Consider the following 14712-nt stretch of genomic DNA (forward strand, 5'->3'; position numbering starts at 1 on the left):
CTACGCCGCGGCGGTTCTCCCGCATTTTGTTCTATTTACCTCTTCAGCGCTTTGCTTTAACCCGGGTGATATTCCCTGCCGTAATCTTCCTTTTTTTATTGATCCTCATCCTCTTACTACACCTGCTTATTTTCTGAATGTTCTTTCTTCCTGGTTATCTCTGTTTTGTCCGGGCGTCCCCTGCGGGCGGGCTGGTCGTGAACAGAGCCAGCAGGCTGTCTCTGCCCTGCGGGCGGCCATCCCTGACGCAACGGCAACACCGGCTTGCAGCGGCCAATGGCCGCGCCGCTATCACTGCCGGTGATAAAGCCACCGGCGCTAAGGACGCCACGGCGTGCCGCCGCGTCGGGTGTATTCATCCGTCTGGTTCAGTGTGTTCATCACGGCTTGTTATCGCGCGGGTGGTTGAACGTAGCACCGTCTGGTCAGCCCAAAAGGGGTGAAATGCACTCCGCCAAAACTTTTCCTAGTTACTCGTAAAACTTTTGTCTCCGCCCCTTGTTGTCTGCCTGCGCCGTTACTCCGTTGCCCCTGCCGCGAGATAACAGACCGTTAGATGATTTTTCACCTTAAGGAGATAACCCGGATGCACACACATAACGTCAACGTCAAAACCGCCACAAGAAAAACGCCCGAAAGATTTTCACAGGTCAACATCTACAACGTGATTGCCGAACAACAGTCGTTGTTATTACGTCTGGCTGGTTTATGGAATCTCCAGCTGTCACCAGAGGAAGAGCAGGAAGAAGTCAGCATGTTAGTGCTTCAGTTGGCTGAAAACGTCCGGTTATACGGCGTGACAGACTGGTCTTGTAAGAAGCCGAAAATTTTATGGGATATCGCCTGTTTCTGGATCCAGGCACAGAAGATGGCCATCAGTTTATATGAGATGAAAGGCGCCCGTGCCGTGGAATATGCCCGCAGTGAACTGGCCGATTTTTTAGCGCATGAAAAGTATTACAGGGACAGAGAAAACGCCACCGCATAAGCAGACATTCAAACCTTCATTTATTTCGGGGAGAGACTTCCTCTATCATAAAAGGACTAGCACAACATGATTTCATTATCTTCATTGGCTCAGAATAAAAAAAATCAGTCTCAGATTGTCGTGGGTACTGTGGTAACAACGAACCTGTATTCATTGGGGCGTGGCGTGGTATATCAGATCCACGGTGAACAAAAGCCGGACACCATAGAAGAAATGGGCGGCGGCGTTATGGTCAGCGGCGGTAATGCTGAATTTGATATTGTTTATCTCTGCGGGAGATACAGTAAACGTTTACCGGAGTGTATTTTGCGTGGCGTGCAGTGGGAAATTTTAGACGAAGTGGTCAGCGCCGATAAAATCAGCAGACTACTTGTAAATGCAGAAGAGTGTGCAGACAAAGAAAAGATTGAAGAAGAAAAGACTGCCCGTGCATTTTTAGCAGAAATTCAACGTTTAAAGACTGCGCCGGAATATGCACATCTTGAACAAGGAAGTTGCAGCAGCGGTAAACTGGCGGCTAAAAATATTCGCAAAGAACTTAAACAGTTTACGGGCATAAAATTTTCTGTCCGAAATCGACATTATGGTTCTGTGGATGTTAACTGGACGGATGGCCCGAAGCTGGAAAAAGTGAAAGCCATCATCGACAAATACAAGGATGGTTATTTCAACGGAATGGAAGATATCTACGTATCCAAAGAGACGCCGTTTAATATGGTTTTTGGCAGCGCACAATATCCGAGTGCTAAGCGTTCGTATTCAGACGCGATGATCGGAAAAGCGATCGACAAAATAATTTCTGCCTATGATTTGAAATTTGAAGTTTTACCGACAGCCGAAGATTTCAGAACGGGGAAGCTGTGGTCAGAAAAGCGTGAAGTTTTCCATCACGGCTTACAGTCTAAAATACATGAGACTCTAGCAGGGATAGAATAAGAGAGAAGGGCGGTGTTATGCCGCCCTGAAAATTTTTGTTCGCGCCGGTAAAATGCTTACCGCATTGAGCGGTTCACATTTTATTCCCCGCCCGCCCCGATGGAAATAAAACACTTTCCATCTTCCCGCTGCCCCAGGGGGCGCCCTGATTAGAACGACTTACCCACATACCCACAATCAGTCATTTTAACCCTGAACAGGTTAAAATGCGCTGCGGCTATTTCACCGGGGTTTGAAAGGTAAAATAACCTTGCTGTCCTCATTTGGATATGTGGATAAGTCGTTGCCAATTTTCTGACTAATGAATTGTCTTTTGCATTTTTATATTCATGTAGATTGTGTGGACTTCTTTTCCATACTTTTGACGCTTTGCCTTCTGCTCAGGCTTTTGAGAAAAGCCTGCATTATATGCGCCGACAGACTCCCAGTTCACTCCCCAGCGCTTGAAAGCGATGGCGAGATAATAGGCACCCGTGTAAATGTTCATGCATTCATCCGAGTACAGTTTTTGCGGCGTAATACCAAAGCGTGAGAGGTGCGAAAAATTCTGAGAGTGGATCTGCATTTTACCTACAGCGTATTTATCCTGGCTAATGATATTCATCGCTTGTGAGTCCATCGATGATTCACGAAAAGCGACAGCTCGCAGGAGGTCCGAGTCAATATGATAGTCCCTGCCTGCTGCATCAAAACAATCTGAGGCATTGGCGGCGAACGTGAAAATGAAACAAAGCCAGGTGACAATCCTTGGCATTATAATTCCCTTTAGCTTAGACCCTGCTACATCCTCACATTTTTGCCAGGAAATGCCAAGCGCGGTTATTCACAAGTCCGGAAAAATCGACAGTATAGAAATGCCTGCTCCTCTAACCAAAAGACTCACACACCTCGCAAGATTTCATCTTGCATGATTAACATGTTAAATCAGCAGGTTGCTTTCAAGTTTGTCTGCGTATTATATGGATGTTTAAAAAATAGAATCTAAATAGATTATATGAGCACTCTAACCAGAGTGTATTAGGATTATTCCAGATGATAAATTAATTCATTCAAGGGTTTACTTAGATTGGACTCTATGATCTAATCTTTCAAATAGTCTAATAAGAATCTATAAAATCAAAACAGATTCTTTAATAGAATCTATTGTGTACTCCACTTCAATATCAGCACATTTAAGGAATGAATATGCCCAAGATTCAAACATTCGTAAGTTCTGCGATAGAAGAAGAAATCAATAATATCGTTTTAGAGAAGCGTACGGAAGGCGCGGACAGGTTCGAGGCTAACCTATCCAATACGACTTCTATGTTGGTAGAGCTTGGCTTACGCGTATATAAGATCCAAAGGAACAGGCAGGAGGGAGGATTTAGCCAGGTTGAATTCAATAAGGTTATGCTGGAGAACATGATCAAAACCAGCCTTATATCCCAAAAGTTACTAAGGATATCCTCCAGGAACGCAGAAATTTACGGGGTAGATGACTTTGAGATTTCTAGAATGTCGTCTCAAATAAAGATGGGAGTAGATACTATTATGGAGCAGTTTTTCCCCCTAACTTCTGAAGATGAGTAGATAAAATCCAAGAGAATATTCCTAGGGAATTGATCTGGTATTATGGATTAAAATAAACATATTATTTGTTTTTAATAGAATAACATTTCAAATGCCTTTGAATTTAATAGTAAGAAGAAGGTATATTTAGTAAGTGATATAAAACGCGTTGACGTTGGTAATAGAGACGCCCATCTCTATTACCAACTGACCAAAACATCCTGACAACGAGGTTGCTATGGCTATAATGAATATTACTGATTCTATTTACTTCCGCAATATCTTTCCCGAGCTTACTGACATTCAGCGTGAGACTTTGATTCTTTTTTGTACGGGGTTCTCCCTTAAGGATATTGCCCTTTATCGGAGCGTCTCGGTCCAGTCAGCAACAAAGACGCTTAGTGAATGTATAAGGCGATATGATGTCCCATCACGTGAGGCGTTAAGAAATGTCTTTCTTATTAGGTTGTTAGTGGGTGGGCGTGTATACCTAATGCCGTTAGCTAACGATTAATTACTTCTCAGTCTCAATTTGTTAGGTGTAATCGTTCAGGATTGCACCTAATTATTACCTATACATCTTTTCCTCCGGCATACTCCGCAACGTCTTAAAACACGTTTTTTTGCTGACATTTCTTTACATTATGGTTGGCGCCTTTTTTGGCAAAATCGATCTGTAGCCTAGGTGGAGACTGGAGAATATTGATTTCAAATTTGGTTGATATATACAACTTTGAGTTTTTGAATTTTTAACTTATTATTTAATGAAATCTTACTGCAAATGGAGTTCAGGAAATGAAAAAAAAGGAAGTAAGACTTATTGTCGAGTTACCGATGTTTTATGACAAATTTCTATCTGAATCATCGGAAAGAAGTTTTCGTACCAAGGCGAAGGAAGCGAGCATTAGATTACAAGATCATTTGAATAACTCGCTTAATTCGATCGTGCCTGATATTAAAAAGCCGGGGGTGATGATAACTCTTACCGTCGGTATTCCTATGGATTTCAATAAAAAACTCTCTATTTGTGCGATTATCAATGCCAGGGAAAAATCTAAAGAAGCCTCACTCAGAATACAGGACCATCTCTCAAGATTTTCAGGAATTGCGAGTATTGGAAGGAGGATAAACTAGAAGCATCTGTTATGCAGCCATAACGCTTTCCTATTGGATAGCGTTATGGCGGTGTAACTATGTTACCCGAAAACCCTTATTTTAAATTTTACATGGAGTAAATTATGGAATTGTCTATCAAGGCAAAGGGTATCTCTGTCTTCAAAAAAGTAAAATCTGCTTTTACCGAAATGAATCAGGCCCGCAAAGCTGCCGGTGGCGTTATTCCTGCCATTGCGGCGCTGATGTTGTTTTCAGGTAATGCGCTGGCTGATGACTTAATGGCTGCGGGTAAGGAAACTGTAACGGATACCTTCGGTGCGAATTCTGCCATTGCCACTTGGATTATTTTGGCAGAAGTAATCGTCGGTATCATCACATATATCAAAACCAAAAATATGTTCATGCTGTTTGGTATTGCGGTCGTTATCGTGTTTACCACTATCGGGTTCGGTCTGGCAGCTTAATAGAGATTAAAAATGAATACGGGAAACAATCTTGATAAATACCGTTTCCCGAAAACATTGAGTGAACAGCGCCGCTTTCTCGGATTGCCATTTGATGAAGCTATTCCCTCCATCCCCGTCTTAGTATGGGGGTTGTTAGCGCACAAAGCATTATTTGGAATGGGGTTAGCGGTGCTGATTTGGTTTTGTATTCACAGCGCGAAAAGAGGGAAGGGCAGTATGTGGCTCTATAACGTCCTGTACTGGTATTTCCCCACCGTATTATTTCGCACCGTCTTCAAGGTCATACCTGACTCAAGTTTTCGGCAATGGATTAAGTAATTAAATCAGGGACTGTATTATGGAATTTACCGCCCGGAACTCCTCTAATAAAATTATCGCCTGGACGATGGCGGCACTTTTTCTGCTGCTCATTCTCGCGATGGTGTCCGTCATTATGCTGGTGGTGCAAAACCGCTATCTGTCACAGCATCAGAAAACAACCACGGTGCCGATGGCGTTCACTGCGCCTTTCTGGACGTCGGAATCGGAAACCAGTCCGGGTTATATGCAGATGATGGCCCTGTCGTTTCTCTCCCTGCGGCTTAACGTATCGCCGGAAACCGTCGATGCCCAGCACGAGTTTTTACTCTCCTTTGCCAAACCCGGCGCACAGGCGGATTTCAAAGTAACGCTCGCTGGCGAGGCGCGCCGCATCAAGCAAAACGAGGTCAGCAGCGCGTTTTACCAGACGCAAATCAAGGTGTTTCCAGTTGAAGGCATTGTGGATATCCGCGGCATGCTCAATACCTGGATTGGTAACGGCAAACCCACGTCTGAAATCAAGCATTACCAGCTCAAACTGGACTACGCCGGCGGCGTCACCACCATTGCCGCATTCCTGGAGGCGGACGATGCGAAAAAATAAATGTTTACTGCACAGCCTTTTGTCCTGCGCGTTCCTGTCTGCTCAGGTGATGGCCGCTACCGCACCCGTTTCCCTGAGCTTTCCGCCGAACGGTCAGTTTCAGCTGACGGTCAGTAACACCAACCCGAACCTTATCGTGATCCCGGGCGACCGTATTACCGGCATCAGCAGCGCGGCGGGCAAGCTGACCGATAAACGCAACACCCGTGACGGCGCGGTACTGTTTTCCTCGACCGGCGATAAGCCCTTCACGCTGTTTATCGAAACCGAGCACGGTCAGGTTGTCTCGGTACAGGCCACGCCGCGCGCCGGTGAAGGTCGCAGTTACCGTCTGCTGAACGCTGAACCTGTGGCACGTCCGGCGGCGAAAACGTGGGAAACCAGCCTGCCGTATGAGTCCCTGCTGGTAGAGCTGAATAAAGCCATCCTGAAAAACCACATGCCGGAAGGCTACGCACCGGCCAGCACGGAATATGACCGCCTGCCTGCGCCTGCCGGGTTGTCAGCGACGGCAGAAGAGGCGTGGACGGGCAACGCGCTGCGTGTGGTGCGCTATCGCGTCAGCAACCAGTTTGCCTATGCCGTGGCCCTCAAAGAACAGGATTTCTGGCGGACGGGCGTGCGCGCCGTGATGTTTACCCCGTCCGCGCTCTCCCTGCTGCCGGGCACGTCTGTGACCGTGTATATCACCCGCGCACAGGAGGTCAGCGATGGCCAACATTAATGCGCTGGTCAAACGTAAGCAGATTGCCCTGTTTATTGCGGTAGTTCTCGGGATATCCGCCGCCGTGGGTACGGGCTGGTATGCCTCGAATTTATCCTTAAAAAAAGAAGCCAAAACCAAAGCAGCCGCCCGTGAACCGGCGCCGGACATGACCGGTGTGGTGAATACCACCTTTGATGACAAGGTGCAGCGCAGTGCGATCACCGAATCACAGGTCACCAGTAAGGAAGTCCGTAACGAAATGGATGCGCTGCGCACGGAGCTAAACGCCCTGTCGCGCGACCGTAAGGGCGACCAGCAGCGCATTAACTCGCTGGAAGAAGACAACAAACTGCTGCAGACCCAGCTGGAGGCGGCTGGTAATGCACCGTCCGGCGAGCCGATGCCGTCAATGACTCAGTCGTTGCCGGGGGCTGTCCCGCCGCCGACGCAGTTCTATCCGGGCGCCGGCGTACCGCAGGCGGGTGAAACCACCTTTGCGCCTATCCCCCCGAAAGCGGGCGGCATTGAGAACACGTCATTCAGCTATGAGAGCCAGTCTGTTAAACCAGCTCTGCCCTACATCCCTTCAGGCAGCTTCACCGACGCGCTGGTTATCGAGGGTGCTGACGCCAACGCCGCCGTGACCGGTGCGCAAAATACGGCGCCGATGCAGTTTCGCCTGACCGGCAAAACGCAGATGCCTAATGACAAAGAGTATGACCTGACGGGGTGCTTTGTGACGGCGGAAGCCTACGGCGACGTGTCAAGCGAGCGTGCCGAGGTGCGCACCCGCAGCATCAGCTGCAATAAAGGCAGCGACATCATCGATCAAAAAATCCCCGGCCACGTCAGCTTTATGGGCAAAAACGGTATCAAGGGCACGGTGGTCATGCGTAACGGCAAAATTCTGGGCTGGGCGTTCGGGGCCGGCTTTGTCGATGGCATTGGCAAAGGGATTTCTCAGGCCTCAACGCCGCAGGTCGGGCTGGGTGCAACCGCAAGTATGGGGGCAGGCGACGTGGCGGCGGCCGGTGCGGGCGGCGGCGTCAGCCAGGCGGCGAAAACGCTCAGCGATTACTACATCAAACGCGCCGAACAGTATCACCCGATTATCCCGATTGGTGCCGGTAACGAAGTGACCGTGGTGTTTCAGGACGGCTTCCAGCTGGAAACCATCGAAGAAGCGCGGCTTAAAAAAGCCCGCAGAACCCAGCTGCAGCAGGCAACGAACAGTGCCACCGAGGCGGTCACTACTCCGAACATGATGAACCAGCTGAAAGATTTCAAGGTGGGCGATGTGGTCCAGCCGTATACAAATAAGGGAGAGTAATCATGAGTAACAATAACGCAGGAACTGCACGCTTTCTGATGCTGACGCTGGGGTTTACCGCCGCTTTTATGCATATCTTTGGCGTCGCGTTGCTGAAGTGGGAACTCAGCCATTCATCTTTATATGCTTACGAACTTGCCCTGGGTGTCACCTCGCAGTCCGGTGCTGAGAGCATAAATACTGCATTGAATACCGCATGTTATGTCGTGACCTGTCTGGCCATCGGGGCATTTTTCGCGTGGCTCTTTGGCGTGGTTTTGCAGGTCTTCGAGTACGCATTACATCTCGTTCTGCGCCAAAAATGCCATGCCAACGGCACCAACATAAAGCTCGACGTAGTGTGCGGGCAGGGAGAAAAACGATGAAACGCCTTCTTTTACTTCCTCTGGTGGGCGGCGCACTGCTGCTGACCGGCTGTGCCGGCGTCAGTGGTGATCTTGAATGTAACGCCACCACCAGTGACCGCTGCATGACGATGGGGCAGGCCAATCAGAAAGCGCGTCAGCTGTCAGGTGACGTCGCGGGAAAGCCGGCTGCGGCCGCGCTGCCAGCCCTGGTTAATCCGCCGCCATTGGCATCGGTCACGCCATCTGCAAATTCGTATGCACTGCCAGCCCGTCCGGTTGTGGCGAGCGCCGTACGCCCTGCGACGCCTGCACCCATGCGTCCGACTCCCCTGAGTAGGCCGCTGGTCACCCCGTCCGTGACGCCGTTGTCCCTTCCGTCCTGCCCGACAGGGCGCTGCGACAGTCCCGGTCAGGTGCGTGCGCAACGTTCGGCCGAGGGGATTGCTCACGTCTGGATAGCACCGTGGGTCGATACCGACGACGTTTTTCACCAGCCCGGTCGCGTGTCGTTCGTCGTGAACGACGCGAAGTGGCAGATACCGCAGTCAATTCAATAAGGGCGCCTGAACATGGAACGTATCGTTGAAACCTTTAACCGTCTGATGTCGTCTTTTAAAATGCCGGACGGCGCCGCCGAGGCCAACCGCACCCTTGGGGATATGCAGTATCCGCAGCTCAGCAGCCATCTGCCTTACCGTGATTACGATAAGGAGAGTGGTCTGTTTATCAACAAAGGGTCACTGGGCTTTTTGCTGCAGGCCATCCCGCTGATTGGTGCCAACGAGCACATCATCGGCGTGCTCGATGACATGGTCAAAAGCAAGCTGCCGCGCAACACGCCCATCTCTTTCCACCTCGTTTCCAGCCGCGTGATTGGCGAACAGATTGACGCCGGGCTGCGGGATTTTCGCTGGACGGGCAAAGATGCCGATAAATTTAATGCCATCACCAGGGCCTTTTATCAGCGTGCAGCGCAACAGCAGTTCAACAGCCCGACGAACCTGCCGCTGACGCTGCGTGATTACCGCCTGTATATCTCCTATGCGATGAAGACCAAAAAGCGTACGCCGGCGGCCATCACTGAGCTGACGCACCTGCTCAAGGTGCTGCGCGCCTCGCTGGACTCGGCAAAAATTGCCTGCGTGCCGGCCTCGACGGACGAGTTTGTTCATCTTATCGACCAGATGATCAACCACCGTGAAGGGGAGCTATACGCCGAGCCGGCGAAGGTGAGCGCCTTTGACGAGCTGAACCGCGTGTGCGTCGACCGCAGCCTGGATCTGAAGGTAAAACCCGATTACCTGACCGTGTCGCTCAACCAGCCGGGTGGCAAAAAATCCCATACCCGCGTGATGAACTTCATGCTCGAGAAGAACCCGGACATCTTCTTCCTGTGGCAGGGCGGGGACAATATCTGCAACCTGCTCAGTCCGGATCTGAGCATCTCAAATCCGTTCGTTATCACCTTTACGCTTGAGGCCGAAGATCAGGTCAGCACGCAGGGCGAGGCGTCGCGCAAATTCCTGGATCTGGATAAAAAAGCCAACTCGGCCTACGCCAAAATCTTTCCCGGCGTGACCAAACAGGCCAAAGAGTGGGGCGACCTGCGCGAGCGTCTGAACAGTAACCAGAGTTGTCTGGTGCGCTACTACTTCAACATCACCACGTTTTGCCCGGACAACGACGATGCTGCGCTTATCTGTGAACAGCAGGTCATTAACACCTTCAAAAAGAACGGCCTTCAGCTGTATGCACCGACCTATATGCAGATGCGTAATTATATGGCGATGTTCCCGTTTATGGCGGCGGAAGGCTTGTGGGAAGACATGAAAGCCAGCGGGGCCACCAGCCGGACCGAAAGCACGCAGGTGGTGAACCTGATGCCGCTGGTGGCCGACAACCGGTTGTGCGGGGGTGGCCTGCTGGCCCCGTCCTATCGCCACCAGCTGGCCTTTTTAGACATTTACGGTACGGGTCTCGGCAACACCAACTACAACATGGCGGTCACCGGCACCTCGGGGGCGGGCAAAACCGGCCTGGTACAGCCCATACTGCGCAGCGTGCTCGATTCCGGCGGCATCGTCTGGGTGTTCGACATGGGCGACGGCTACAAGTCGTTTTGCGAAAACGTCGGCGGCACATACCTGGACGGCAGTTCGCTCAAGTTTAACCCGTTTGCCAATATCACCAACATCAACGAGTCCGGTGAACGCATCCGCGACCAGCTGGCCGTGCTGGCCAGCCCGAACGGCACGCTGGATGAGGTGCACGAAGACCTGTTGCTCAAAGGCGTCCTTAACGCCTGGAACGCGAAGAAGAACCAGGCGCGTATTGATGACGTGGTGTTCTACCTCGATGAAGAACGCAAGTCCGAACGCTACAGCAACTCGCCGGGGATCACCGGCCGCCTCGATGACATCATTGAGCTGCTGGCCAAGTACACCACCTCCGGGATTTACGGCGAATACTTTAACAGTGATGAGCCTTCCCTGACCGATGACGCCCGCATGATCGTGCTTGAGCTGGGCGGGCTGCAGGACAAGCCGGCGCTACTGGCGGCGGTGATGTTCTCTCTCATTATCTACATCGAAGACAAGATGTACCGCAGCCCGCGCAGCCAGAAGAAGTGCTGCACCATCGACGAAGGCTGGAAGCTGCTCAACTTCAAAAATGAGAAAGTCGGCGCCTTTATCGAAACCGGCTACCGCACCGTGCGGCGCCATCTCGGCTCCTTCATCACCATCAGCCAGAACATCAAAGACTTCGACGCCGATGATGCGTCCTCTGCAGCGAAGGCGGCGTGGGGCAACTCGGCCTTTAAAGTGGTGCTCAAGCAGGACACCGCCGAGTTCAAACAGTACAACCAAAACCGGCCAAATCAGTTCAGCGAGCACGAAAGGCAGGTGATCGAGAAGTTTGGTGATGCCAAAGACCAGTGGTTCAGCAGCTTTATGCTGCGCATCAACGACACCAGTTCATTCCACCGGCTGTTTGTAGATCCGCTCAGCCGCGCGATGTTCAGTTCTGACGGTAAGGACTTCGAATTTATCCGCGAACAGCGCAGCCGCGGGGTCGACATTCACGATGCCGTGTATGCCCTGGCAAAGCGTAAGTTTGCCGATGAAATGGATGAGCTGGAAAACTGGGAGGATGCCGCATGACAATATTGCAGAATTTAACCGTTGAACCGGTTGACGGGACTGCCCTGTTTCGCGGGGCGGACAACGACCGTGATAACCCGAATATGATTGTCATGACAGGGGCCGGTGAAGAGGGGGACGCCCTGGTCAAAGTTGTTCTCTCACGTTATCTCGCGGGCGGAGCCAAAGTGTGGATGTGGGATCACACCGGTGAATTTCATGCGTTCTGTGGAAAATCCTGCGGACAGATCATCAATGCCAGATTGCTCAGCCTGAACCCGTTTGCTCATGTCATCGACATCGAACATTCGGTACCCGGCCTGTGCGTATGGTTGTTGTCACTGGCAAATGCCGACATGCAGAACGAAGCCGTAGTCCTTTCTGCAATGCGTCATGCCGTTCGCTGCGTCTGGCGTAATCGACAAAACAGGGCACGCATTGATGACGTCGTAAAAGCACTCGAAGGGCAGGCGGTGCGGTCTGAAGAGGTGCGTAAGGTGACGACGGCACTGCGCCAATATCAGCGGGGCGGAACCTTGGGCCGGTATTTTCAGGGAGCGATGCCTTCGCTTTGCCTTGAGGATGGCTTGTTGTTATTCAGCTTCGAACGCATGGAAGCGCAGGAACCTGAGCTGTACCGCGCTTTAACGCTGACATTGCTGCCGACAGCGCGTCTGGATATGCAGCAAAGCCGGGAAAGACGCGACGTGATATGCGTACTGGAGTCTGACGTGCTGAATGCTTCATTTGCTGAGCCTCATGCGCAGTCATTTTTCAGGCAAGCCCTGAGTACGGCACGGAGGGAGGGTGGGGAATACCTGATACACGGATATCAGTGGCCTGACTGTCAGTCCGTTACTGACGCGCTGAAGTTGTCTTTAATCCACATTATTTATCTCACCTCCCCGCTGGCGGCGCGATTTCTTATAGCGGGGGATGGTCATCCTCTGCCCGACTCCGGGCAAAACATACTGACCTACCTTCCCGGTACCGCCGAAGAAAGCCTGTTTATCCGCAAAACCAACCGTCACGACGTCACGCTGAACCGTCTCTGGCTGTCGGATGCGGAAATGGGGCAGTGCATTGACCGGCCTGAAGATGACGAGAACCTCATGGAGTTGCGGGATATGGGGCTGACTCATTACGGAGCACTGCAATTTCTCGGCGCTTACCGTCGTTTAGGGGAGACACCGAAATGACTGAAAAGACCTTTTCGCAACCTGCTCAACTGACCAAAAAGCGCAGTAAACGCCGCAACCGTTGCATTGTGCCGGTGGCCATCGTGTCTGTTGCGATGTTGATGCTGAACGCGGCTATTTCCCTGCTGCTGATTCAGTGGCAGCAGCCGGTCACCGTGGCCTTTGATATGAAGGGCACGGTTGACCAGTTTATGACGCAGACCGCGCAGCATCAGCTGACGCAGGGAGAGAACGACGTGCTGACGCTGCGCTTTACCACCGCGCTCGATGTCAGCCTGCACGACTACCAGCGCCGTCATGACGCGCTGATTTTAGTCTCACCCTCCGTGGTCGCCGGCGTGAAAGACATTACGGCCGATATACAGCGCGACGTGGCCCGCCAGATGCGCGCGGCTAAGGATGAGCAATGAAACGCGCCTGCCTGATTGTGCTGTTGTGCGGCCTCGGCACCGCCCGCGCTGCTGATTTAGGCACATGGGGTGACTTATACCCGATTGCCGAACCCGACCTGGTCGGCACCATTAAACAGCGGCTGGGCGACATGGAAAAAAGCGGCGAGCTGGCTCAAAAACAGGATGAGTTTAAACAGCGGGTGATTGAAAACAGCCTGCGTCCGGCTCGGGTCCGGGGGCTGGCCATTGCGCGGGAGAACACCACGCGTCTTTATGACCCGACCTTTATTGTCAGCCAGGACATCAGCGACCATCAGGGCACCGTGTTTGCTAAAAAAGGCCAGCGCGTGAACCCGCTCGACAGCGTGCCCTTCGCGCAGACCCTTTACTTTATTGACGCCGACGACAAGCGGCAGCTGGCGTGGTTTAAGAGCCAGAAGTCCACGACGCTGAGCGTCAAAGTCATTCTGGTTAACGGCGACATCGCGCAGGCGACCAAGGCCCTTGGCACGCGCATTTATTTCGATCAGGACGGCGTCCTGACCAAAAAGTTTGCGCTGACCGCCGTGCCGGCGCGCGTGACCGCGGCGCCTGACGGCCTTTATCTGCAGATTGATACATTTGCCGTGGAGGGCCAGCCATGAGCTTGCTGCGCACTTTCACCCTGTTGCTGTTATTGCTGGGCAGCACGAAGACGTTCGCTGCCGACCCGCAGTGCGAAGGCCGGTTTGTGAATCCGATCACCGATATCTGCTGGGAATGTATTTTCCCGATATCCATCGGCAGCGTGGCCGTGTCCACCGGCACCGTGCCGGACACCGCGAATCCTGGCAGCCCCATTCAGTTCTGCCCGATGGGCATTCTGTACCGCGTCGGGCTGGCGATTGGCTACTGGGAACCGATGGCCCTGACGGACGTGACGCGGTCACCGTACTGCATGGTCAACCTGGGCGGTTTTAACCTCAATGTTGGCAATGTCGGTTCCGGCACGGCAGGCCAGAGCGACAAAACTGCAGCCGGCGCGTTCTACCACGTCCACTGGTACAAATACCCGCTGACCTACTGGCTCAATATCATCACCTCCGCCGGTTGCCTGCAGGGCGGCGACATGGATATCGGCTACCTCTCCGAACTGGATCCGATGTGGAACGACAGTTCCCTGGGCCTGATTATTTCCCCCGAAGCCATGCTGTTTAACAACGTCGTTGCGCAGGGCGCCTGCGCGGCGGACGCCATTGCCAGCGCGGTTTACAAACCCATCGATGCGCTGTTCTGGTGTGCCGGTTCGCAGGGGTCGATGTACCCGTTTTCCGGCTGGGTCTCCAACGAGTTCAGTGCCCTGCAGTCCTCGGTGCTGGTCAGCGAGCGCATGGCCTTCAAGCTGCACCGGCAGGGCATGATCATGAACTCCATCGGCGCCGACACGGCGGTCTGCTTTGAGTACCCGTCCCCCATCATTCCCAAAGAGCGCTGGCGATATCAGATGGTCAACATGTACCCGGACGTTCTGCAGTGCCACCCGTTCGGGCAGACGGTCATGCGCTGGGAGGCGGGGCACAACCCGCCGAACGGGCGCAAGAACTTTGGTTATCTCATCTGGCGTAAGCGCAACTGCGTATTTTTATAAGGAAGCGGG

General features: G+C 52.2%; 18 protein-coding genes. 16 read left to right on the top strand and 2 right to left on the bottom strand.

The window, feature by feature from the left end; genetic code table 11:
- Positions 1 to 116: 116 nt before the first annotated feature.
- Positions 117 to 359, bottom strand: a complete 243-nt coding sequence (locus tag CWS43_RS27310; protein WP_157825432.1) for a hypothetical protein — start codon at positions 357 to 359, stop codon at positions 117 to 119.
- A gap of 227 nt (positions 360 to 586) precedes the next feature.
- Here CWS43_RS27310 and CWS43_RS23590 point away from each other — a divergent pair, with 227 nt between their 5' ends.
- Together CWS43_RS23590 and CWS43_RS23595 are read left to right on the top strand one after the other, a co-directional pair.
- On the top strand, positions 587 to 988 hold the full coding sequence (locus tag CWS43_RS23590) for a hypothetical protein (protein WP_101079578.1): 402 nt from the start codon (positions 587 to 589) through the stop codon (positions 986 to 988).
- Positions 989 to 1054: 66 nt separating this feature from the next.
- A complete protein-coding gene (locus CWS43_RS23595; protein ID WP_101079579.1) occupies positions 1055 to 1924 on the top strand; it encodes an LPD29 domain-containing protein in 870 nt (289 codons plus the stop codon).
- Positions 1925 to 2222: 298 nt separating this feature from the next.
- Here CWS43_RS23595 and CWS43_RS23600 read toward each other — a convergent pair whose 3' ends face one another.
- Complete coding sequence (locus CWS43_RS23600) at positions 2223 to 2678, bottom strand: transglycosylase SLT domain-containing protein (protein WP_101079581.1); 456 nt, start codon at positions 2676 to 2678, stop codon at positions 2223 to 2225.
- A 431-nt stretch (positions 2679 to 3109) separates the two neighbouring features.
- On the opposite strand from CWS43_RS23600, the gene traM reads away from it, so the two are divergent.
- From traM to traU, 14 genes are all read left to right on the top strand, one after another.
- Complete coding sequence (gene traM, locus CWS43_RS23605; protein WP_157825433.1) at positions 3110 to 3496, top strand: conjugal transfer relaxosome DNA-binding protein TraM; 387 nt, start codon at positions 3110 to 3112, stop codon at positions 3494 to 3496.
- A 774-nt stretch (positions 3497 to 4270) separates the two neighbouring features.
- Entirely contained in the window at positions 4271 to 4609 is a 339-nt protein-coding gene (locus CWS43_RS23610) for a TraY domain-containing protein (protein WP_101079584.1), read from the top strand.
- Positions 4610 to 4713: 104 nt separating this feature from the next.
- Positions 4714 to 5055 (top strand): type IV conjugative transfer system pilin TraA, encoded by a 342-nt coding sequence (locus CWS43_RS23615; protein ID WP_101079586.1) that lies wholly within the window; start codon positions 4714 to 4716, stop codon positions 5053 to 5055.
- A 12-nt stretch (positions 5056 to 5067) separates the two neighbouring features.
- The gene (gene traL / locus CWS43_RS23620; protein WP_101079588.1) at positions 5068 to 5376 is read left to right on the top strand and encodes a type IV conjugative transfer system protein TraL; all 309 of its coding nucleotides are present in this window, start codon (positions 5068 to 5070) and stop codon (positions 5374 to 5376) included.
- A 19-nt stretch (positions 5377 to 5395) separates the two neighbouring features.
- Positions 5396 to 5962 carry a type IV conjugative transfer system protein TraE gene (gene traE / locus CWS43_RS23625; RefSeq protein WP_101079590.1) on the top strand — a complete coding sequence of 189 codons (567 nt, stop codon included), beginning with the start codon at positions 5396 to 5398 and terminating at the stop codon, positions 5960 to 5962.
- Positions 5949 to 6686, top strand: coding sequence for a type-F conjugative transfer system secretin TraK (traK, locus tag CWS43_RS23630; protein WP_101079591.1), 738 nt, complete (start codon positions 5949 to 5951; stop codon positions 6684 to 6686). The genes traE and traK overlap by 14 nt, the downstream gene beginning before the upstream one ends.
- Positions 6673 to 7998, top strand: a complete 1326-nt coding sequence (traB, locus tag CWS43_RS23635) for an F-type conjugal transfer pilus assembly protein TraB (protein WP_101079593.1) — start codon at positions 6673 to 6675, stop codon at positions 7996 to 7998. The genes traK and traB overlap by 14 nt, the downstream gene beginning before the upstream one ends.
- A gap of 2 nt (positions 7999 to 8000) precedes the next feature.
- On the top strand, positions 8001 to 8363 hold the full coding sequence (locus tag CWS43_RS23640; protein WP_101079595.1) for a hypothetical protein: 363 nt from the start codon (positions 8001 to 8003) through the stop codon (positions 8361 to 8363).
- A complete protein-coding gene (gene traV, locus CWS43_RS23645) occupies positions 8360 to 8902 on the top strand; it encodes a type IV conjugative transfer system lipoprotein TraV (protein ID WP_101079597.1) in 543 nt (180 codons plus the stop codon). The genes CWS43_RS23640 and traV overlap by 4 nt, the downstream gene beginning before the upstream one ends.
- Positions 8903 to 8914: 12 nt before the next feature.
- Positions 8915 to 11506, top strand: coding sequence for a type IV secretion system protein TraC (traC, locus tag CWS43_RS23650; RefSeq protein WP_101079599.1), 2592 nt, complete (start codon positions 8915 to 8917; stop codon positions 11504 to 11506).
- On the top strand, positions 11503 to 12684 hold the full coding sequence (locus CWS43_RS23655) for a hypothetical protein (protein WP_101079600.1): 1182 nt from the start codon (positions 11503 to 11505) through the stop codon (positions 12682 to 12684). Before traC ends, CWS43_RS23655 begins: the two co-directional genes overlap by 4 nt.
- Positions 12681 to 13094, top strand: coding sequence for a type-F conjugative transfer system protein TrbI (trbI, locus tag CWS43_RS23660; protein ID WP_101079602.1), 414 nt, complete (start codon positions 12681 to 12683; stop codon positions 13092 to 13094). The genes CWS43_RS23655 and trbI overlap by 4 nt, the downstream gene beginning before the upstream one ends.
- Positions 13091 to 13720, top strand: coding sequence for a type-F conjugative transfer system protein TraW (gene traW, locus CWS43_RS23665; RefSeq protein ID WP_101079604.1), 630 nt, complete (start codon positions 13091 to 13093; stop codon positions 13718 to 13720). Before trbI ends, traW begins: the two co-directional genes overlap by 4 nt.
- The gene (gene traU / locus CWS43_RS23670; protein ID WP_101079606.1) at positions 13717 to 14703 is read left to right on the top strand and encodes a conjugal transfer pilus assembly protein TraU; all 987 of its coding nucleotides are present in this window, start codon (positions 13717 to 13719) and stop codon (positions 14701 to 14703) included. The genes traW and traU overlap by 4 nt, the downstream gene beginning before the upstream one ends.
- The last annotated feature ends 9 nt before the right edge of the window (positions 14704 to 14712 follow it).

The sequence above is a fragment of the Rahnella sp. AA genome, from assembly GCF_002834385.1.
Classification (GTDB): domain Bacteria; phylum Pseudomonadota; class Gammaproteobacteria; order Enterobacterales; family Enterobacteriaceae; genus Rahnella.